Raw genomic sequence first — 20,162 nt, forward strand, 5'->3', positions numbered from 1 at the left:
AAGAATTTCAAATCGAAAAATGTCATTGTGGGATACGACCTCAGCGTTATCAGTAGGTTAACACACGTTCCGGATTCAACGTTGGGACACTACTGATAAAATTCATCTATTACAAAGAAGATGAAATGTGGATCGGGTGGCTTGAGGAATACCCTGACTATCGTTCGCAGGGCGAAAGCCTTCCCGAACTGAAGGAGAGCCTCAAAGATATTTACAACGAACTTACCAGCGGGAATATCCCAGGCGTCCGCAGGATTGGTGAACTCGTGGTCAAATGAAACGGATCGATCTGATCAGAACCCCTAAACGAAAGGGTTGCGTGCTTCTCCGGCATGACGCGAATCACGACTGGTATCACAATCCGACAAGTAAAGCATCACAGCCAATTCCACGACATCGAGAAATCAAAGAAAGTCTTGCAAGGCATATCATCAAAATACTCTCTGAATAGCCGAACCAAGCAATGAAGCTAACGGTTGGCTCCCGTTGTAAGGCATAAGATAGTTCCAGGGTCGAGGCGCCGCTGCAGCTTATTGCTACGTTGAACGCCTATCCACGAGAGAGCGTCTCCCCCAAGAGGTAGGCGGCTGCCGCGCATGGACTTAACACCACAGATCCTCTGTCGCTGAGTACCGGAGGATCACACGTCGAAAGGTTCAGCCGCTGTGCGCAGGCCTCGCCCAGGAAGGCGCCGATCCCCACCGGCACCACAGGGAGATGGAGGCCGTTCTCGAACCTGGACAGCACTTGCAACATCCCCTCGGTAATCTGTTGAATCTGTTGCTCGGCAATATAGGCGGCTATACCGTGAAGCTCTCCGGCCGTGAGATGCTGACTGTCTTCACAGGCCACTCTGGCCAGGCGGCGAAGCGCGTCCTCCTTCGTCTTCCCGCGGCCGTCGGGCGTTGCGCAGGTATAGTCTTCCGGCTTGAGCCTGCCTAATGCCAGATACACATCTGCTGAGATGGCGAAGTATTCGGCTGAAGTCCGGCAGACCGCTCCTCGCACGGGGATGTGGGACGTGATAGCGGCGACAGGCGTGCGGAGCGCGCCCGTGTAGATCAGCTCCCCACGCGCCAACCGTTCGATGTCCCGTTTGCCCTGTGCGGCGATCTTCCCGTCCAGGATCGGAATCAGATCGGTGGTGGTGCTGCCGATATCCACCATCAGGCAGTCCGGTTGCCGGTTTGCGAGGACCAACGCCTCGGCGATCCAGTTCGTCGCCGCGATGGCGAGGAGATCCACCTTCCCCCCGTCCACGCGAACGAGCCGACTATCGAGATCGACGGCATACAGCGGGATCCCGGGGGCCCCTTCTCGCACTGCGTCGATGATCCGTGCCACCCCTTCGGCCCTGTCATCGAACGCATCGCACAGCTCTCCGGTCATGGTTAATACCATCGCATCGGCCGGCCCAAGATCGCCCTGGATCTCCTGGAGGAGCGGGCGGAGACTACTGCTGTGATTCCACAGCTCGAAATAGCGGCGAACCGTACGCCCGCTCTCAGCGCGTCCGTCCGTGAACAGCAGACGGGCGGCCTTCACGTTGGCGCCGCCGATGTCCCATCCGACGACCCGGATCACTGCCGCCTCCTCGTGGCGCTCGCGCCACAGGCGCGCGTCGTAAACCGCGCCGATCCGATAATATCGATTTCTGCAGCGTTCGGAAGCTTGCCTGCCACTGCGTCAAGAATCAGGGCCGCCGGATTCTGCCGAAGAACCTGTCGGACCCCGACATACGAGGTTGTGATGCGAGGATTTACCTCAATGACCACCGCGTCGTGGTCGGCCAGGACCAGATCGACCCCGACGTACCCCTTGAGGCCGGGAACCGCCTGTACGACCTCCTCGACCAGACGGAACGCCAGGGCCCGGAGCGGGTGCTCAAACGGGATCAGACCTCCGTGATACCTGAGCCTGCTCCGCCCTCTGATCTCCTGGAGGTTGAGGGTCAGGGGGAGAGATCGGCTACCATCGGTGAGGAGCGAGACGCTGGCGGCAACACCGTCGATGTAGGCCTGTGCGAGGAGTGTCACGCCCGGCGCCTTCTGCTTGGCCGCTGCGATCGTCCGTTCGAATTCCGATGGCCGGGTTGCGACAAAAACGCTGTGACATCCCACCCCGTCAATCGGTTTGATCACCACAGGGTAGCCAAGCTCCCGGCCAATCGACGCCGGGTCATCAGCAGGCCGAAGGCGGAGCGTCCTGGGGGTGGAGATACCGTGCGCCTTCAACAGCCGGTATGTCCGCATCTTGTTGCCGGCCACTTTGACACCGGCGGCGCTGGATCCTAATACCAACTTACAGCGACCCTCAACCATCGCCGTCATCGTTTCGAGCCGGCCGCCTGTTTCCGGGGCGATCAGGAACACGGCATCCGCCCCATCGACCATCTGTCGGAAGCATTGAGCGTAACTGTGCCCGCTGTCAACAACCTGAAGGCCGGGACGAGTACGCAACCGCGGGAGGTGCCGCCGATCGACCTGTACGGCAAGCTGGTGCTCCTGAAGGTCAAGCAGATCGGCGAGCAGCGCCTCAAGCATCATGCGCCCTTCTGCCAGCAGCGTCGGCGGAACCGGGCTTTCACCTAACCCGCCGGCCGTGATAGATTCATGCACGACGATCTTCATCGTGGAGGAACAGCGATCATTGCCATGCAGGTCATACCCGTTATCGATATCATGGGAGGGGTCGCAGTCCATGCTCGCCGCGGAGAGCGGTCGGCCTACAGACCGATCCGGAGCGTGCTGCTGCAAGGCGCCGATCCCGTCGCCCTGTTGCGGGCATACCGTGAAACCCTCGAGTGCGATCTGGTCTACGTTGCCGATCTCGATGCCATCATGGGGAACGGCGACAATCTGGCCATCATCGGCACAATGGCGGCCTCTGAGCCGCAGCTTGAACTGCTGGTCGATGCCGGCATTCACAACGTCCTGCAGGCGAGGCGGCTGCTGGATACGGGTGCGCAGAAGGTCATTATCGCCTCCGAGTCGCTGACGAGGCTCAGTTCGGCATCAGTCCTCCTCGCCGCACTGGGAGCCGAGAGAACGCTCTTCAGCCTCGACCTCAACGCGAAAGCCGTGATCTGGCGAGAACCCTCAACGGAGTCAAAGGACCCTGGCGTGATCGCCGGCCGTCTGCTATCACTCGGATTTCGTGAGGTCATTCTCCTAAGGATGGATAAGATCGGCGCGGGCGGCGAGGCAGACGCGGAACTGCTCGGCAGGGTCACGACAGCCGCGCTCGGCATGCGATTCATCGTGGGCGGCGGAATCGCGTCAGTCGCGGAGCTTGTACTCCTCCGCCGCGCCGGTGCGTCCGGGGTGCTGCTCGCCACCGCGCTGCACAGCGGAACGATCACACGGCAGGATCTGATCCGCATAAGGGCAGAAATTTAGAAGGTCTCTTCGTACGAGGCCTCCTGTCCGAACGATTCCTGCACGCCCACCCTGATTGTGGCCACCCCTTCGCCCCCGTATCGGCTCTTGATCTCGGCCTTCAACTCGCCGCAGATATATCGGGCCAGCAGTTCTGCGGTGGCGTTATGGATCGGCAGCAGCAGCACATCTTCCGCCGGAAAGCTGTACTGCTTTTTGCCATAGATCGCGCCGACGACCGAGCCGCTCTGCGTGATTTTCAAATCGTCATTTTCGGTCGGCAGCAGGACTCGGTGGTCCAGATGCTCGCAGATCTCTTTGAGAAGCGGCTTCACCGCGAGGAAATCCATAACGTAGTCGCTCGGCTGGAGCGACCCTTCCAGCTCTACCCAGGCCCTATAGTTGTGACCGTGAAGCGACTCACACTGACCATTGCCGAAAAGCACAAAGTGGGCCGAACTGAATTTGAGATTCTCGTGGTTAACCCTGATGCGAAAAACAGCCATTATACCTCCTCACGTGGTGCCTTCGTGTAGCCAGATGGAAGCTATCGTACCGGCGCGCCCGATGTCAAGCCAGATTTGCTGTCCGTTTCGATCTCCAACATCGACCTGACCCCTTCTGCGACGCTACACTCCTCGATAGTGAAGGGGTGGGTGAGGTGTACACCTCACCAAGTGGGTGACCCCATGCTCCCGCAGAGGGAGGTACGATGTCTGTTCCGTTTCCTATGTGGGAGCCCCTATCGGCTTTACAAGACTCTCTATTTCCGATAAGCTAAGCTCGCATTGTCGCGCCCTGCTATGTTGTACGGGCGCAAGGAGGGTCTGAAGGTGAAGGGGTTGTTTGATAGTCTTGGGCTGAGGGCGAAGCTGCTGCTGATGATGTTCTCCCTCTTGCTGCTGACGCTCGCCTCGCTGTTCGTGCTGTATTGGCACGCGGAGCTGGCGCTCGTCGAGCAAGTGGAGAAGCACACGATGGATCTGTCCACCGCCATTCAGATCAGCGTGGAGCGCCTCACCTCCAAGGAGCGGACAGACGAGGCGCGTCTCCAGGATTATGTCAACCGCCTGCAACAAAAAGGGGTCAATGAGATCTCGATCATCAGCAATGAGAAGGAGGTCATCGCCAGCAGCAATCCGAAGCGAGTGGGCGCAACGATCGACCCCAGTCACCGGGACCTGTTCATTACCGCCAGACTGGGGGAGACGCTGAAAACCGAGCGAGGTCAAAAGAACTACAACCTGATTGTGCCGATCGTGGTCGGCAATCAGCGGATGGGTTATGCCCTGATCACCATGGTACTGGATGATTTTGCTCAAATCTCGCGACTCAACTTCATTAAACGGCTGATTGCCACCGTACTGGTCTTTGGTCTCGGGATGGCGGCCTCCCTCATACTATCCTGGAAGTACACCAGACCGATCGATCAGGTGGTTCAGGCGGCACGCCGAGTGGCCCAGGGCGATCTCCGAGATACCTTACCGGTCGAGCGTCACGATGAGATCGGCGAGCTGACTGCGAGCTTCAACGACATGGTGCAAAAACTGCGGGCGAACAAGGAGCTGGAGCAGCGCCTGCATCAGGCCGAGCGCCTCTCCAGTATTGGCCAATTGGCCTCGGGCATCGCGCACGAAATCCGCAATCCGTTGAACTTCATCAACCTGAGCATCGATCATCTGCAGAGTCGCTTTTCACCCGCCGACCCCCGCTTACGCGAGGAGTTCACCTATCTGGTCTCATGGGTGAAAAGCGAGATCCATCGCCTGAATACGATGATTACCAACTTCCTGACCTACGGGAAGCCGCTCAAGCTTCAGCCGCGCCCATGCGATCTGACCTCGTTGCTCCATGATGTGGTCAAGATGGTCAGCGGTAAGGCCGAAGAACAGGGGATCGAAATCGATTGCGGCTCTCTGGAAGCATTACCGATACTGTCGGTAGACGGGGAGCAGATCAGAACCTGCTTCGTCAATGTCCTGGTGAATGCTCTCCAGGCTATGCCTCAGGGAGGGAAGCTGGCGATCGCTACCGGACTGACAGATGGGACCGGGGGCGGACGGTGGATCGAGGTTCGCTTCCAGGACACCGGCTGCGGGATTCCCTCCGAAGACCTGCCGAGGGTGTTCGAGCCGTACTTTACCACGAAGGAGGTCGGGATCGGGCTGGGATTGGCGCTGACAAAGAAGATCGTGGAGGAGCATGGAGGGGCGATCATGTTGGACAGCGTTCGCGATCAGGGCACTACGGTGAGCATCCGCCTGCCTGTGGAGGAGCAGGTCTGATGCGGGGGGGACGGATCCTGGTAGTGGACGACGAGGGCCCCCAGCGGGAGATCCTTCGAACTATCCTGTCGACTGAAGGCTATTCGGTCGAAACGGCGCCGGGAGGAACAGAGGCCTTACGGCGCTGTCAGGAGAAGTCGTATGACCTGGTTCTGACCGATCTTCGAATGCCGGGGACCGATGGCCTGGCGCTTGTGGAGCGGCTGATCCGAGACGACCCTCCCACTCTGGTCATTCTTATGACCGCCTATGGCTCGCTCGATTCGGCCGAGCAGGCGCTCAAGAAGGGCGCCTTCGACTATCTGACCAAGCCGCTCGAACGGGACGAGCTGCTTCTTACCGTGAGAAGGGCCTTCGAGCGTATTCAGTTGAGCCGGGAAAATCGGTTGTTGCGACAGCAGGTAGAGGAGCATTTTCGCATCGAAGGGATCGTGGGCAGTCACTTCCGGATGCAGGAGGTCTTCGAAAAGATCCGAAAGGTCTCCAGCAGCAACTCTACCGTACTCCTTATCGGGGAGAGCGGAACCGGGAAGGAGTTGATCGCCAGGACCATCCATCGACAAAGTCCACGCAGAGATCGCCCATTTATTGCGGTCAACTGCGCGGCCATACCGGAGAGTCTGCTGGAGAGTGAGATCTTCGGCCATGAACGGGGCGCGTTTACGGGAGCAGTAGACCGGAGGGCCGGCTGCTTTGAGCTGGCGAACAGCGGAACCATCTTCCTGGATGAAGTCGCCGAGATGCAACTGCCGATCCAGGCAAAATTCCTGCGTGTCCTGCAGGGAGAGACGTTCAGGCGACTGGGGGGAAAGCAGGAGATCGGCGTTGATGTGCGCGTCATCGCCGCGACCAATCGGGATCCTGTTGAGGCGGTCAAAGATGGTATCCTTCGGGAGGACCTGTTCTATCGGCTGAACGTTGTCTCCATCGTGATCCCGCCCCTCCGCGAGCGAAGCACCGACATCCCTCAACTCGTCGAGTATTTCATCAAAAAACACGGTGAGAGCGCAAGAAAGCCGATCCAAGGAATCAGCAACGGGGCTATGCGGCTCCTTTTGAACTACCACTGGCCCGGCAATGTCCGGCAACTGGAGGCGGTAGTCGAGCGGGCAATCCTGCTCTCTGAAGGCCCTGAAATTAAGCATTACGATCTTCCGATCGAGGTTCGTTTCTTTGACCTCCCGGCCCAGCCTGTTCCCTCGAGCGCTCCAGGCTCCAAGTTTGCGATTGAGATTCCCGATCAGGGGATCTCTTTTGAGGCGCTGGAGCGTGACTTGATCCTGCAGGCCATGGAGAAGTCCGATTGGGTGATCACCAAGGCGGCGCGCCTGCTGGGCTTGAGCTACCGGACACTACAGTATCGGCTGGAGAAATTTCAGATCAAACGGGATACGAAGACCGCTCCCACAACTCCGGAGAGCGGATTGGCTGAGCGGGCGTAACAACAGAAAGGGGGGATGTGAGTGGGAAGCGTAGTCAAGAAGCGTCGACAAAAGATGAGTAAGCACAAACACAAGAAACTGCTGAAGCGGACCAGGCACCAGCGTCGGAAGAAGTAAAGCCGGGCATTAAACGTTCGAGCGGCTCAGCCATTCTAAGAGACAGATCCAAGAAACGTACCCTGCAAGAGCATCATTATTGGGGTGGGCCGATCGGACGGGGGATGACTCTCGGTGAGAGACAAAGGCCTTGCGCGGGGCAGATTTCGAACTGATCGATCGATTCTTGCAGGGCGATGGGACGGCGTTCGACGAACTGGTCCGAAAGCGCCAGCGGGAGGCATACAACTTGGCCTACCGGATGACCAGGAACGCGGAAGATGCGCGGGACGTGTCGCAGGAGGCCTTCTTGCAAGTATATCGGAATTTGAGTCGGTTTGATCGCCGTTCCAGCTTTTCTACGTGGCTGTACCGGATCGTCGTGAATCTCTGCCTCAACCATTTGAGCCGGGGCTCGCGATCCCTCTACGCCGCGGTTGACCAGCATCCTGATCCGGTCGATTCGTCGGAGGGGTCGCTCGCACGGCTAGAGGAAAGGGAACAGGCGGATGCGCTCGCCCGCGCCATCGAGACGCTTCCACCGCAACAGCGGGCGAGTCTGACGTTGCGGGTCCATCATCACCTCGCACACCGTGAGATCGCCGAAATCCTGGGGGTCTCCGAGGCGACGGCCAAGGTACACTATTTTCACGCGGTACAAGCGTTGCGGCGCAAGCTGGCACACTGGCGCGAAGGCATGTGAGGGGGAAGGATCATTGTCGTCATGAGATGCGATGATGTTGAGTGCAGGCTGTTGGAGTTAATTGAGGGAGAGCTGCCGCCGGCGCAGCGCGCTGAGGTCCTCACCCATCTTCATGACTGTGCGACCTGCACCGTTGAGTTCTCCGCCTATCACGATCTTTTGGCGCTTGTGCGGGTCGACCCGGTGCCTGAGCCGTCGCCGGACTTTTGGGAAGAGTTCCTGCCTTCGCTGAAGCATCGAATCGAGCAGGAGACACTTACACATCAGTCAAAGCCAACATCCCCCGCTTGGTTGGCTGGCGTAGGGTCGTGGTTTACTTTCCGGCCACGCCTTATCGCCGGCCTGGCTGTAGCGGCCGTTTCAATATTTGTCATCGTCCGGTTGCCGGGCTTTTTGCCCGGCAGGACGGATCGCCAGGCAGCGCCAGTGTCGACGGAAAAGGTTGTGGGTCAGAATGGCGCAGCGCGCAATGCGGCAATGCTCCCTCGTCCCGATGACGGAAACCATCAGTCCGGTGAACCGCTTATGGTGGCTGGAGAGGTCGTTGAGGAGCCCTCGACCCTGGTGGCAGCGATTCAGCGGCTCCGCTGGGTTGATGAGATTGCGGACCGACTCGAAACGGCCTGGGTCCTGCGTCCGGAGACTGACCCATCGGACTCGCTCGCCTCGCTCGACGAGAAGGAGCGGCAGGTCGTGCTGGATCACCTGAGTCATCTTCAATGGTCAGCGTCATGAAACAACTACAAGAGCCTTACTCGGTCCGGTCCTGGTCTATTATTGCCGCCGCCGCGGCGGTGCTCTGGCTGCTTGGCCTGGTCTCTCAAGCCATGGCGCAGCCGGTCGCGCCTGTCGCCCCAAGGCCGCCTGGCGCACCGGACGGAAGGCGCTTGATCGAGACCATCAAGATCTGGAAGATGACCGAGGCGCTCAACCTGGATGAAGATCAAGCCGCCAAGCTCTTCCCGAAACTGGCCCAATTGGAGGCTTCACGCCGCGAATTCCACTGGCGGCAGCACGTGCTCCGGAATGAGCTGGCAGAGCTTTTGAAGCAGCGACCCTTGCGAGATGAGGAGATCAAGACGAAACTCGACCAGTTGGATCGCATGGAAACCGACTTCAGAGGACGCGAGCAAGCCATCAAGGGCGGGCTGCGGTCGATCTTGAATCCGGAGCAACAGGCCCGCCTTGCCCTGTTCGAAGATCGGTTTGAGACCGAGATGCGCAACGTCATCCTGGACCTCCGACAGCGTCGTCGAGGGTTCCTGCCTGGTCCCGGCCGGAGCGTTGAATCACCCAACGTGAAGGATCGGCCTCCGATCCCCATGGAGGGCGAGTCGCCGCGCAGGTGAAGAGATATCTCGACCACCGCGGCAAAGCGTTATGGCGGCTCGCCCACCGCATGGACGAAAGGCTCGAGTGGGCCCGTGAGGCAGCGGAATAATCCTCCGCTGCCATTTTTGTTTTTGCCTGGCTGCTGCGACCTATTCCACCAGCAACGATAAGGCGGCTTTTTGCTTGCACGGCCAGAGAGGATCGCTGATAATAGGCATTGTCAGTTATAATACCCACGGAGTGGGGCGCAGCAACAGGAGGACGCACATGATACGGAAGTACGGACAATGCTTGGGGATAATTGTTCTTGCGGTAATTTTCGCGCTATTGGTCACAGGAACTGAGACATCGGCGCGGGTAGGCGGTGGTGGCAGCTTTGGGAGCCGTGGTTCCCGCAGCTTCTCCAGCCCGAGCCGCAACTACTATAGGCCGACAACTCCCACTCAGCCGCAGACTGAGCCGAGGAGCCCCTATGCGAGCCCGATACCCCCATCGCCAGGGGGCGGCTTCATGCGGAGCCTGGCGGGAGGCTTGGTTGGTGGGTTTCTCGGCGGAATGTTGTTCCGGAGCTTGGGCTTCGGCGGCTATGGCGGCATGGGTGGAGGGTTTGGCTTGATGGACCTGGTTATCCTGGGCGGGATCGGCTTGGCGATCTACTGGGTGGTCAAGCAACGGTCGCAACCGACGCCAACCGAGGGGTCGTATCAGCGCATGGCGTGGGGCGAACGTGAGCCGGAGTCCTACCAGGGCGCAGCTTCGCAGGCAACGATGACCCGAGAGACCGATGTGGACCAAGGCCTGGCGTACATCCGCCAGATGGACCCTGGTTTTGAGGAGGGGCGCTTCCGGGAGGCGATCACCGATCTCTTTTTCAAGGTCCAAGCGGCTTGGGCAAATCGCGATCTGGAGCCGGTCCGTGTGATCCTCACGTCACAGATGTACACGCAGCTTGGCGCAGATGTGATGCGGCTCAAGAACGAACGAAAGATCAACCGCCTGGAAAATATTGCAGTCCGCTCCGTCGAACTGACAGAGGCGTGGCAGGAGCAAGGGCAGGATTACGTGACTGTTCGCTTCTTAGCGAACCTTCTGGATTACACCGTCGACGAAGGGACTGCCCAAGTCGTGGAAGGCAGCCGCACCGACCCTGTGAAGTTTGAAGAGTACTGGACCGTGACGCGCCCGGTCGGGCCGAATCCCTGGCTGCTCACGGCTATCAATCAGGCAGAGAACTGAACGTTCAGCTTTCAGCGATCAGCCTTTCAGTTGAAGAAGAACGCCCCCCGCGAGACAAGTCACGGGGGGCGTTCTGTTCATTGCAGCAGGTCGGAATTACAGCCTGATAACATTCGCCGCCTGTTTTCCTTTTGGACCATCGACGACCTCAAACTCGACTTCCTGACCCTCGGCCAATGTCTTGAAGCCGGAGCCCTGGATGGCGGAATAATGCACAAAGACGTCGTCGCCATCCGATCGCTCAATGAAGCCGTATCCCTTGCTGTCATTAAACCATTTTACCTTACCGGTTAACCGCACGTCCTTCATCCCTCCTTTTCCATTCCATCCTGAATAAGCTATCCCGTCGTCTTGTTTTCAAGGGCTGCTCAGGAAGATCACAGCCCGTAGAACGCTTGGAAGGCATCCACCACATATTCCAGCATCGGCTGGGTCAGTTCCGGATAGATTGGTAGGGCCAATGCCTCCCTAGCGGCCTGTTCGGATGCCGGCATATCCCCCGTCTTGTACCCAAGATACTCGAAGCAGATCTGAAGGTGGAGCGGCATGGGGTAGTAGATATCGTGCCCGATCCCTCGGGACTCCAGAAAATGGCCCAGCTCATCTCGCCTTGGGGCTCTAATCACATACTGATTGAATGCGTGCCGTTCATTCTTGGGAATATCTGGAAGCCGGATCCGGTCCTCCAAGCTTCTTTCGCGAAAGAGGGCATCATACTGCTTGGCATTGTTGATCCGCTGCTCCGTCCACTGATCGAGGTACTTCAGCTTGACGGCCAGAAGAGCCGCCTGCAGTTCGTCAAGGCGGAAATTACCCCCGAGACGAGGGTGGAGATATTTGGTTGACGATCCATGGTTCCGCAGAGCTGAGAGCGTTGATGCCAGGGCAGGATCGCTGGTCACGACCATTCCACCGTCACCGAAACCACCCAGGTTTTTTGTGGGGTAGAACGAGAAGCAGCCCAAGAGCCCTATACAGCCGGCCCTTCGGCCATATTCATCCTTTGCCCCAATGGCCTGGGCAGCATCTTCTATCACGGCGAGTTGATGCTGAGCAGCCAACGTACGGATCGGCTCCATCTCGGCACAGCGACCGAATAGGTGGACCGGGATGATCGCACGGGTCCGCTTCGTGATCCGGCCGGCAATCAGCTTCGAATCAATAGTGAAACGGGCCGGATCGATATCGACAAAAACCGGCCTGGCCCCGGACCTGGCGATGGATCCTGCCGTGGCGATGAAGGTATAGGGGGTCGTGATAACCTCATCTCCTGCGCCGATGCCCAGGGCCATGAGAGCCAGCAGCAGAGCGTCGGTACCTGAGGAGACGCCCACCGCGTGGGGGACGCCACAATACCGCGCAATCTCATCCTCGAGTCGGCGAACCTGAGGGCCAAGAATGAACTGCTGACTATCGCACACCTCATCGATCGCGTATCTGATCTCGCTCTTGATGGCAGCGTACTGGGCTTTAAGATCCAAAAAGGGGACCCGCATTTTCACATCCGTATAATCCGTATAAGAGGACGGCTCTACTGCTCACCTACCATCCGGTGTGTTCGAAATATTACGCACGTCGGGGGCTAAAGTCTACAGCTTTTTCTCATTACTACCAACTTTAGACGAATTCGGAGCTCAGGGGTCAGAAGGGTAGCGTGTTAGGGAGGAGTTGGCCCGGACAAAAGCCAGCTTTTTGGCTAAGCTGGACGGCAATGGTGTGATGGTGATCATTCTTTGAATAGTGTCGGCCCTTGTGGTTCCTCTCGGTCACTTGCCGCAGATTCCTTACGTATCTGGTCAGGCCGGATGCCGGAAATATCCATCACTGAATTCTCTGCGGCCTCCTCTTCAGAGGGGCCAAGTGGCGTCAACCTCTCGAAATCCAATAAGACGCGGTCCGCTTCCCGCTCATTTAAATTCTCTGCGGCTTTTTGAACCCCACGCTTGGTGATCCGTCCGAGGAGCAGACCGAGCAGAAATACGACGAGAATAATCCCGAGAAGCTGAACCGCAGACACTGAAACTGATGAGATCCTCAGGAAGTCAACGAAGGCAGAAACCAGATCAAGCGCGCTTTCAATTATCGCCCACATGTTATCCCGCGCGAGGATCAGATGTTTGTGATGACAGCTTCGAGGTGGGTGGCGCTAGGGCAGGAATGGCCGCTACTTACCCTTGATCACCAGCGCCGACTGTACTTCCCTGACCCCAGAGACCTCCCTGGACAAAGCGATCGCTCGATCAACTTGGGTCTGAGAGTTGACAAACCCGGACAGGATTACCCGTCCGCGGAAGGTCTCTACCGAAATTGCAAACCCACTGATTGTAGGGTCGCCAAGGAGATTCGCCTTGACCTTGGCGGTAATAGCTGAATCATCAAGATACTCCCCGGTGCTCTCGCGGGTCGCCGTGGGGGCACAAGCCTGGAGCAAAGGGGAAGCGATGGCCATGACAGCAATGAGCGTTATGCTGATTCGGCTCATTATACGCATCTCTGCCTCCTTCAGTAATCAGTTACACGCTATCTCATTAAGGATGCCCAAAGGCTTAGCGGCACAGGGTCACTATACCAGAAAAACCTGGGGAGAAGAAGCTGTTTGTGCTATTATTTGGTTCACTTTCAGGAGGAATCATGCCCCTATATACGACCTTTCGTCCATTTTTGGGACTAACCATCGGCGACCCGGCAGGAATCGGTCCAGAAATCGTAGCCAAGGCCGTCACGCAAGAGGAGGTGCGGGCGGTCTGCCGTCTACTGATCATCGGCGAGGCGGACATCATGCGTCGGGCCATCAAGCTTTGTCGTCTTGATCTCCCCGTTCGATCTATCGCCTCCCCGGCTGAGGTCACAGCAGACCCGGGCTGTCTTGATGTATTGGACCTGAAGAATATTGATCCCGCAAGCTGCCCACCAGGCGTTCTTGCCCCCCACTGTGGCAGAGCCGCGGTAGAGTATCTCAATAAGGCCATCGACCTCGCGATAGCGGGCGAACTGGACGGAGTCGTGACCGGCCCTCTCCACAAGGAAGCCATGGCTCAGGCGGGGTTCAAGTATGACGGTCAAACGGAACTGTTCGCTGAGCGGACCGGCACCAACGATTATGCGATGCTACTGGTCGTCGGGCGGATGCGGGTTCTTCATGTCTCGACTCACACCTCGTTACGAACCGCCTGTGACAAGGTGAAGCAGGCCAGGGTTCTGACCGTCATTCGCTTGGCTCATCAGGTGCTGTGCGACCTCGGATCGCGGCAGAAGAGGATTGGAGTCGCTGGCCTCAACCCCCACGCCAGCGAGAACGGCCGGTTCGGCCAAGAGGAGAGAGAAGAGATTACGCCGGCAGTCGAAGCCGCCAGGACTGCGGGGATCCGTGCGAGCGGCCCTTTTCCTCCGGATACACTGTTCCATCGACATAAGCTTGGTGAATTCGACGCCGTCGTCGCCATGTACCATGATCAGGGCCATATCCCGCTCAAGCTGATCGGGTTCCATCGGGGGGTCAATGTTACCGTGGGTCTCCCCATGATCCGCACCTCGGTGGATCATGGCACCGCCTTCGACATCGCCGGGACGGGGACCGCAAACCCTCGCAGCCTGGTGGAGGCAATCCTGCTGGCCACGAAGTTCGCCCATCGTCGGCGTAAGGCAGCCCATATCCTCGACGTATAGTTCCGGACGTCGCTCCTACCTGCTATCCTCGGGCGATATCGATTCGCCGTTCACCGCGCGCCAGGGTGCATCGGGGGCATGCCTGGGCCCATCATCGATTCGTGGCCCAGGTGCTCGAGCTTCTCCCGCTGCTCCGGTGTCAGCACCGCCTTCCCGGCCTCGATGGTCTTGATGCGACCCACGCGAAGCTCAGCCTGCAGCATCGCAATCTTCTTCACCGCCGCCTCCACCTTGGCCATATCCACCTTGTCCTGCTCCAGCAGACCGTTCAATTCCAGCTCCGCCACATCGATCTCCGCAATCCGCCTGATCGATTCCTTCTGAAAGTCAGATCGAAGCCCCCTGAGGCTACGCTCCTGATCGGCAGTCAATCCAAGCTGCTCTTTGCACATCAGCATCAGGCTGATGAGGGGCCTCTCGTGCTCGTTTCGAGCATGGAATCCCGGCCCCACCATTCCCGTGCCTCGCATCATCTCATGGATCCCACGCATCATTTCAGGAGTCATCCGGTACCCCATCATCCCCGGTCCGCCCCCACCCTCCTCTGCCGAGGCAACCCGGTTCCAGGTTTGTGGAATCGCCGGCCCCAGCACACCAATCAGAACCAACACGGCTGTCACGATTACTCGCATGGTAACTTCCTCCTTATCAAATGGCCTCTACGGGTTTCACTGATCCATTATCCGCTGCGACAACCCAACACTCGATTTCAACGTTCCTGTACTGTGACACCGCGCACCGGGATAAAGTTTAGCGCGAGCGAACAGGCCCGCCGAAAGCCTCAGCAGCCTCATGATAGAGGGCCTCCGGGCACCCCTGATATCGTTGGGAAAAATGAAAGATTACCAGCTCCTTCACGTTGGTCTCGCGGGCAAGCAGTCCGGCCTGCCGCGCTGTCAAGTGGTGCCGCTCGGTAGCGCAATCCCGATCCTGCTCCAGATACATGGTTTCGCAAAACAGGATATCCGCGTCCTGCGCCAAGGCAACGATCTTCTGCCGATTCTCGTCGGAGTACAATGTGTCCGTAACATAGACCAGCCGCTGTCCCTTCGTAATTGTCACAATCTGATCCTGCAGATCGCCGAGTGGCCAATCCTGGAATATCACGCCCATCTCGCTCCTGCAGAGGGCTCGCACCACAGTATCGTCCGGAGCGCCCGCGCGAAGCAGTCGTTTGAATTCGCTGAGCCATGGCCCGGTGTCAAGACCGAACCGCTTCAGCCGTTCGGGGTCGATGTTGATTCGTTCCGATTCGGTCAGCGCGAAGGCGAGACATGGGATCTTGTGGTCGAGGTGCACCGCCTCGACCCGAAACAACGGATCGTCGACCAGCACGCCGGTAAACGGTGAAGATGACGGCAGGTCGATCCGCTCGAAGCGAGCGCCGCATGGAAAGCGGGCCGCGGTGATCCTGTCCGGGCTTACCTCGTAGACGTCGAATGCGAGGGTATACCCCTCAACCAAATTCCAGATGTAGCCGGAGAGCTTCCCTTCGACGTTCGCAATGAGGCCCGGCGGTCCGAAGAGGCGGATTGTCTGGTCGCGACCCAGAACGATCCGCAGGAGGTGATCGAAGCCGATAAAGTGATCGATATGGGTGTGAGAGACAAAGATGTCGGTGACCTTCAGCAGATCGGCAGGCGGCTGCGCTGTCAGGTCACCCAGGTCCAGCAGAAGGGCGCGCCGCTCCCACCTGAGCCTTACATAAAGACCAGGATCTCCAAAAACCTCATTGAGCAACCTCGGTTGAAAGAGATTGGTCATTCCAGCCGCGCCGAGACAGGCCTATTTCCCCGCAATATCCTATGCGCCTGGCGGGCTGATCAGTTGGCGCAAGGCCCTCGCGTCGCCTCCGCCCTACTGGCTAAGACTGCGTAAGACTCTTTCACGAAAGATTGCGGATCGATCCCCAGCGCTCGCTGCACGCTATGGACCTCGTCGGCGATCAGCGGCAGCTCTCCCGGCTCATCGATCGCCCCATGAAGCTCAACAAAACTGCCCAGTCCCTGCACCTTGTCGAGATGAATCCGGACGTTACCGAATACAAAGGTCTCGCGCCGCTTTGCGACCACCACATTGACACCGAGCGCCTCAGCGAGCATCGCCTTAAGACCCTCAGCGTCCTCTACACGATAGAGCTCGTAGTGGCTTTCCCGCACCCCGGCAACATCATCTCGAATATAATAAACCAGCTCGGCGCCGGACTCCAGCGACTCCCGAAGCTTGAGGCGGCCATGGTTCACGCTGAAATAGGTATCGATCTGCCGCTCCGGCTCCTGACCCTCCGCTCCAAGCGACTCGCAAGTCTCTCGAAGCCTTCCGAGATCATCACAGCGCGCTTTCAGCTCGATGTTCAGCATTAGTCAGTTCCTCATCGCCCGGACCTGCCCCTCGAACCGGGCGTCCGGCTCCACCCGGAACTCCTCCCCGCACTTGCCGCACTTTCCCCACCAGGAGCGATCCGGCTGCCTGGCCAAGGTGACGGCGCCGCAGACTAACTTTCCGGCAATTCGATGAAGCGTAATAGCAACAAACTGCTCTTCCACTATCTTCCTCCAGGCATCAAGCCATTTCGATAGGCGCTTGACCATCGATGGCCGTACGGACCGCAGTAGCCAGATTGACTTGGGAAAATGGCTTCCGAACATAACCGGCAACCCCAAAGCCTTCCAGGCTATGCTGAATCTCGTCCGGGGCATAGCCGGTAGCAACCAGTACCTTGATTTCAGGATTGAGAGCGCGTAGAGCCGGAATCAAATCTACCGCTCCCATCCGGGGCATGATGGCGTCGGTAAGGACCAGCGCAATGCCGGGATGAGCCCGGAAGGCTGCCAGCGCCTCGACCCCATCGACGGCAGTAAAGACAGTGTATCCAAGACCCCGGAGAAGGATCTCTCCCAACTCCAGGAGCATCGGGTTGTCCTCGACCAGCAGGAGCGTCTCGGTCCCCCGCGGTAGAGTCTTCTCGGCTGGAGGCGCAGCTTTTGCGGAATCGGAAATTAAGGGGAGGAAGACGTGGAAGGCGCTTCCTTGGCCTTCGGCCGTCTCCACCTCGATCCAGCCCTCGCGCTGGTGAGCGATCCCGTAGACCGAGGCCAAGCCCAAGCCGGTTCCATGGCCGGTCTCCTTGGTCGTGAAGAACGGCTCGAAGAGGCGATCCCGGATGGCGGCCGGGATGCCGGTCCCGGTATCGGCCACGGTCAGACAGGCGAAGGTGCCCACGCGGCGCTCCGGATGCCCTCCCAGGCTCGCCTCGATCAGCGCGACCCGAGTCAGCCGAAGAGTCAGAATCCCCCCATGGGGCATAGCGTCACGGGCGTTGGTGGCAAGATTGAGGAGAATCTGCTGCACTTGGGCGCCATCGGCATTGACCGTGAGGGGCTCATCAGTGGGCTCCGGCTTGATCGTGATCGTCTCGGGCAGTGTTCGTCGTAAGATGCTCACCGTCTCTTGGAGCAGTGAGTCCAGGTCCAGCGGCTTCCGTTGCAGCGGAGCTTTCTGCGCAAAGCTTAACACCTGGCCTATGAGATCCGCCGCTTGGCGGCCTATCTCCGGCACCCGGCTGACGTAACGGTGTCCCTTGCTGTCCGAGGGTATTTGCGCCAAAGCCAGTTCCGCAAAGCCGATAATCCCATTCAGGTGATTATTGAAGTCGTGCGCGATCCCCCCGGCCAGGAGGCCGATGGCCTCCAACTTCTGCGCCTGGCGAAGCCGGTCTTCGAGACGGCTGCGCTCGGTGATATCCTGTTTGATGGCGATAAAATGGGTAATATCCCCGCGTTGGTCCCTGACGGACGTAATGGTTTGATTCTCGGTGTAGAAGCTGCCATCCTTGCGACGATTGATTATCTCGCCTTGCCACACTCTCCCGGAAAGAACGGTCTCCCACAGGTTGCGGTAGAACGCCTGATCATGTTGACCCGACCTGAGGATGCGCGGGTTCCGGCCTATAGCCTCTTCAGCGGTATAGCCGGTCAGTTGCGTAAAGGCCGGGTTGACCCACATGATCGTACCGTTGCGATCAGCAATGAGGATACCGTTCGCGGCCGCTTCCAGCGCAGCCGCCTGAAGGCGCATTTGCCCCTCGGCCCGCTTACGCTCGGTGATATCGTGCAGGATCCCCCAGAGACCCACAACCCTGCCGTCCTCCAGGATGGGAGCCGACTTCACCTCAATGAAAGCACTCTCCCCGTTCGAGCGTACGATCTGAGTCTCTACGACCTTAGCCGTGGTCCCCGCCTCCACCGCACGGACGAATAACTCCTTCGTGCGATCCAGCTCGACGGGGGCGACGAATTCCAAAAAGCTGCGGCCTACCAGTTGCTCTGGGCTTTCAAGACCGTGAATCTTGGCTAGCGACCGATTTGCAAAGGTGATGACGCCCTGAGCGTCCACCACAAACAGCCCATCGTTGATTTCATTCACAAGCGCGCGATATTTGTTCTCGCTTTCCCGCAGGGACTGCTCCGTCCGCTCGTGTTCAGCGATTTCGGCTCGCAATGCTTGATTGAGTGCCGCCAGTTCTTCGGTGGGCTCGTCGGATCGCATTGGCAATCCTCCCTCTGCATTTCAGGGGCACATTCGACCCGAAACCGCCGGAAGGGCCAGCAACTACGGTGCGTGTTGTGGCGGCTCGGTGGCGTTCATAGTAACGCTGAGACGGCTGAGCCGTTGGCGGAGCATCTCATGCTCCTGCCGAATCTGGACGGGCAGGCGCGCGGCAAGCCGGTCGAAGAACAGGCCCTGCTCCGCCTGCTCGGCAGCCCAGGCATCGGCATCGATCCTTAAAAGCTCACCCGCGGCGCCAGCCGGCAGCCTCAGCCCATTCAGGTCCAACGCATCAGAAGTGGGAATGAACCCGATGGGGGTCTCGACGGCCTTACCCTGACCTTGCACTCGCTCCAGAATCCACCTGAGGACGCGGAGGTTGTCGCCGAAGCCGGGCCAGAGGAAGCGGCCCTGCTCATCGGTCCGAAACCAGTTGACGTGGAAGATCGCGGGAGGATGAGCGATCCGCGGGCCCATGTCGAGCCAATGGTTGAAATAGTCGGCCATGTGATAGCCACAGAATGGGAGCATCGCCATCGGATCGCGGCGCGTAACCCCAACCGCACCCGACTGGGCGGCCGTTGTCTCGGAGGCCATGCCGGCCCCGACGAAGACGCCATGTTGCCAACTGTATGACTGATAGACGAGTGGCGCCACCCGGGCGCGGCGACCTCCGAAGATGATCGCCGAGATTGGAACACCTTCCGGATTATCCCAGTGGGGGGAGATCGACGGACACTGTCTGGCGGTAACCGTGAAACGCGAGTTGGGATGGGCGACCGCCCCCTCCCCAGGCGTCCAGGGGTTGCCTCGCCAATCAACCAGGCCGTTAGGCGGTGTTGGTTCTTTTCCCTCCCACCATGGCTCGCCCTCTGGCGTCACGGCCACATTAGTGAAGATTGCATTTCGACCGATCGCCGCCATCATGTTTGGATTCGTCTTGACGCTGGTGCCGGGCGCGACGCCGAAGAAACCGGCCTCCGGATTGATGGCCTGAAGCCGTCCGTCGGGCCCGATGTGCATCCAGGCGATGTCGTCGCCCACGGTCCACACCTTGTAGCCCGAGAGATCCGAAGGAGGAACAAGCATGGCCAGGTTGGTCTTGCCGCAGGCGCTCGGAAAGGCGGCCGCCATATAGGTGACCTGTCCTGAAGGATCTTCCACCCCGATGATCAAAGTATGCTCGGCCAACCAGCCCTCCTCTCGACCGATCCAACTGGCGATGCGAAGGGAGTGGCATTTCTTCCCCAACAGGGCGTTGCCCCCATACCCTGACCCGATGCTCCAGATGAGACGTTCCTCGGGGAAGTGGAGGATGAAGCGGCGGTCCGGACTCAGGTCCCCGAGTGAATGCAGGCCGCGGACAAAGCTCTCCGACCCGACAAGTCGCTCAAGCGCGATCTTCCCCATGCGGGTCATGAGCCGCATACTGGCAACCACGTAGGGGCTGTCGGTAATCTCCACCCCGACCCTGCTG

General features: G+C 59.0%; 24 protein-coding genes. 11 read left to right on the top strand and 13 right to left on the bottom strand.

Annotation, left to right across the window (positions count from 1 at the left end):
• Positions 1-125 precede the first annotated feature (125 nt).
• Together KGL31_10150 and KGL31_10155 are read left to right on the top strand one after the other, a co-directional pair.
• A complete protein-coding gene (locus tag KGL31_10150) occupies positions 126-278 on the top strand; it encodes a type II toxin-antitoxin system HicB family antitoxin (GenBank protein ID MDE2322259.1) in 153 nt (50 codons plus the stop codon).
• Positions 275-451: a type II toxin-antitoxin system HicA family toxin gene (locus KGL31_10155; GenBank protein MDE2322260.1), complete on the top strand. Its 177-nt coding sequence runs from the start codon at positions 275-277 to the stop codon at positions 449-451. Before KGL31_10150 ends, KGL31_10155 begins: the two co-directional genes overlap by 4 nt.
• Before the next feature lie 98 nt (positions 452-549).
• Here KGL31_10155 and KGL31_10160 read toward each other — a convergent pair whose 3' ends face one another.
• Both KGL31_10160 and KGL31_10165 read right to left on the bottom strand, forming a co-directional pair.
• Positions 550-1,584, bottom strand: coding sequence for a H4MPT-linked C1 transfer pathway protein (locus tag KGL31_10160; protein ID MDE2322261.1), 1,035 nt, complete (start codon positions 1,582-1,584; stop codon positions 550-552).
• Positions 1,581-2,630, bottom strand: a complete 1,050-nt coding sequence (locus tag KGL31_10165) for an ATP-grasp domain-containing protein (GenBank protein MDE2322262.1) — start codon at positions 2,628-2,630, stop codon at positions 1,581-1,583. The genes KGL31_10160 and KGL31_10165 overlap by 4 nt, the downstream gene beginning before the upstream one ends.
• On the opposite strand from KGL31_10165, the gene KGL31_10170 reads away from it, so the two are divergent.
• Entirely contained in the window at positions 2,613-3,398 is a 786-nt protein-coding gene (locus KGL31_10170) for a hypothetical protein (GenBank protein MDE2322263.1), read from the top strand. The two genes, KGL31_10165 and KGL31_10170, sit on opposite strands and share 18 nt — an antisense overlap.
• Here KGL31_10170 and KGL31_10175 read toward each other — a convergent pair.
• Positions 3,395-3,883: a 6-carboxytetrahydropterin synthase gene (locus KGL31_10175; GenBank protein ID MDE2322264.1), complete on the bottom strand. Its 489-nt coding sequence runs from the start codon at positions 3,881-3,883 to the stop codon at positions 3,395-3,397. The genes KGL31_10170 and KGL31_10175 overlap by 4 nt on opposite strands.
• A 327-nt stretch (positions 3,884-4,210) precedes the next feature.
• Here KGL31_10175 and KGL31_10180 point away from each other — a divergent pair, with 327 nt between their 5' ends.
• The 7 genes from KGL31_10180 to KGL31_10210 all read left to right on the top strand — a co-directional run bounded on the left by KGL31_10180 (position 4,211) and on the right by KGL31_10210 (position 10,471).
• Complete coding sequence (locus KGL31_10180; GenBank protein MDE2322265.1) at positions 4,211-5,662, top strand: HAMP domain-containing protein; 1,452 nt, start codon at positions 4,211-4,213, stop codon at positions 5,660-5,662.
• Positions 5,662-7,104, top strand: coding sequence for a sigma-54-dependent Fis family transcriptional regulator (locus KGL31_10185; protein ID MDE2322266.1), 1,443 nt, complete (start codon positions 5,662-5,664; stop codon positions 7,102-7,104). Before KGL31_10180 ends, KGL31_10185 begins: the two co-directional genes overlap by 1 nt.
• A 21-nt stretch (positions 7,105-7,125) precedes the next feature.
• On the top strand, positions 7,126-7,221 hold the full coding sequence (locus KGL31_10190; protein ID MDE2322267.1) for an AURKAIP1/COX24 domain-containing protein: 96 nt from the start codon (positions 7,126-7,128) through the stop codon (positions 7,219-7,221).
• 130 nt (positions 7,222-7,351) lie between these two features.
• Positions 7,352-7,903, top strand: coding sequence for a sigma-70 family RNA polymerase sigma factor (locus KGL31_10195; protein MDE2322268.1), 552 nt, complete (start codon positions 7,352-7,354; stop codon positions 7,901-7,903).
• Between the two features lie 21 nt (positions 7,904-7,924).
• The gene (locus KGL31_10200; protein ID MDE2322269.1) at positions 7,925-8,638 is read left to right on the top strand and encodes a zf-HC2 domain-containing protein; all 714 of its coding nucleotides are present in this window, start codon (positions 7,925-7,927) and stop codon (positions 8,636-8,638) included.
• A complete protein-coding gene (locus KGL31_10205; GenBank protein MDE2322270.1) occupies positions 8,635-9,252 on the top strand; it encodes a hypothetical protein in 618 nt (205 codons plus the stop codon). Before KGL31_10200 ends, KGL31_10205 begins: the two co-directional genes overlap by 4 nt.
• 493 nt (positions 9,253-9,745) lie before the next feature.
• Entirely contained in the window at positions 9,746-10,471 is a 726-nt protein-coding gene (locus KGL31_10210; GenBank protein ID MDE2322271.1) for a Tim44 domain-containing protein, read from the top strand.
• Positions 10,472-10,567: 96 nt separating this feature from the next.
• On the opposite strand, the gene KGL31_10215 is transcribed toward KGL31_10210, so the two are convergent.
• The 4 genes from KGL31_10215 to KGL31_10230 form a co-directional block, all read right to left on the bottom strand.
• The gene (locus tag KGL31_10215; protein MDE2322272.1) at positions 10,568-10,780 is read right to left on the bottom strand and encodes a cold-shock protein; all 213 of its coding nucleotides are present in this window, start codon (positions 10,778-10,780) and stop codon (positions 10,568-10,570) included.
• A 68-nt stretch (positions 10,781-10,848) separates the two neighbouring features.
• A complete protein-coding gene (locus KGL31_10220) occupies positions 10,849-11,967 on the bottom strand; it encodes a DegT/DnrJ/EryC1/StrS family aminotransferase (GenBank protein ID MDE2322273.1) in 1,119 nt (372 codons plus the stop codon).
• Positions 11,968-12,197: 230 nt separating this feature from the next.
• Complete coding sequence (locus KGL31_10225) at positions 12,198-12,563, bottom strand: hypothetical protein (GenBank protein MDE2322274.1); 366 nt, start codon at positions 12,561-12,563, stop codon at positions 12,198-12,200.
• Between the two features lie 72 nt (positions 12,564-12,635).
• A complete protein-coding gene (locus tag KGL31_10230) occupies positions 12,636-12,962 on the bottom strand; it encodes a BON domain-containing protein (GenBank protein ID MDE2322275.1) in 327 nt (108 codons plus the stop codon).
• A gap of 140 nt (positions 12,963-13,102) precedes the next feature.
• Between KGL31_10230 and pdxA the strand changes: the two genes are divergently transcribed.
• The gene (pdxA, locus tag KGL31_10235; GenBank protein ID MDE2322276.1) at positions 13,103-14,137 is read left to right on the top strand and encodes a 4-hydroxythreonine-4-phosphate dehydrogenase PdxA; all 1,035 of its coding nucleotides are present in this window, start codon (positions 13,103-13,105) and stop codon (positions 14,135-14,137) included.
• Positions 14,138-14,187: 50 nt separating this feature from the next.
• Here pdxA and KGL31_10240 read toward each other — a convergent pair whose 3' ends face one another.
• From KGL31_10240 to KGL31_10265, 6 genes are all read right to left on the bottom strand, one after another.
• Complete coding sequence (locus KGL31_10240) at positions 14,188-14,769, bottom strand: Spy/CpxP family protein refolding chaperone (GenBank protein MDE2322277.1); 582 nt, start codon at positions 14,767-14,769, stop codon at positions 14,188-14,190.
• A 118-nt stretch (positions 14,770-14,887) separates the two neighbouring features.
• The gene (locus KGL31_10245; protein ID MDE2322278.1) at positions 14,888-15,901 is read right to left on the bottom strand and encodes a ribonuclease Z; all 1,014 of its coding nucleotides are present in this window, start codon (positions 15,899-15,901) and stop codon (positions 14,888-14,890) included.
• A 59-nt stretch (positions 15,902-15,960) separates the two neighbouring features.
• On the bottom strand, positions 15,961-16,497 hold the full coding sequence (locus tag KGL31_10250) for a class IV adenylate cyclase (GenBank protein ID MDE2322279.1): 537 nt from the start codon (positions 16,495-16,497) through the stop codon (positions 15,961-15,963).
• A 3-nt stretch (positions 16,498-16,500) separates the two neighbouring features.
• Positions 16,501-16,683, bottom strand: coding sequence for a hypothetical protein (locus KGL31_10255; GenBank protein MDE2322280.1), 183 nt, complete (start codon positions 16,681-16,683; stop codon positions 16,501-16,503).
• Positions 16,684-16,699: 16 nt separating this feature from the next.
• Complete coding sequence (locus KGL31_10260) at positions 16,700-18,595, bottom strand: PAS domain S-box protein (GenBank protein ID MDE2322281.1); 1,896 nt, start codon at positions 18,593-18,595, stop codon at positions 16,700-16,702.
• 153 nt (positions 18,596-18,748) lie between these two features.
• A partial coding sequence (locus KGL31_10265; protein ID MDE2322282.1) for a phosphoenolpyruvate carboxykinase (GTP) occupies positions 18,749-20,162 on the bottom strand: 1,414 nt, incomplete at its 5' end.

Source organism: Candidatus Methylomirabilota bacterium (assembly GCA_028870115.1).
Lineage (GTDB): Bacteria > Methylomirabilota > Methylomirabilia > Methylomirabilales > Methylomirabilaceae > Methylomirabilis.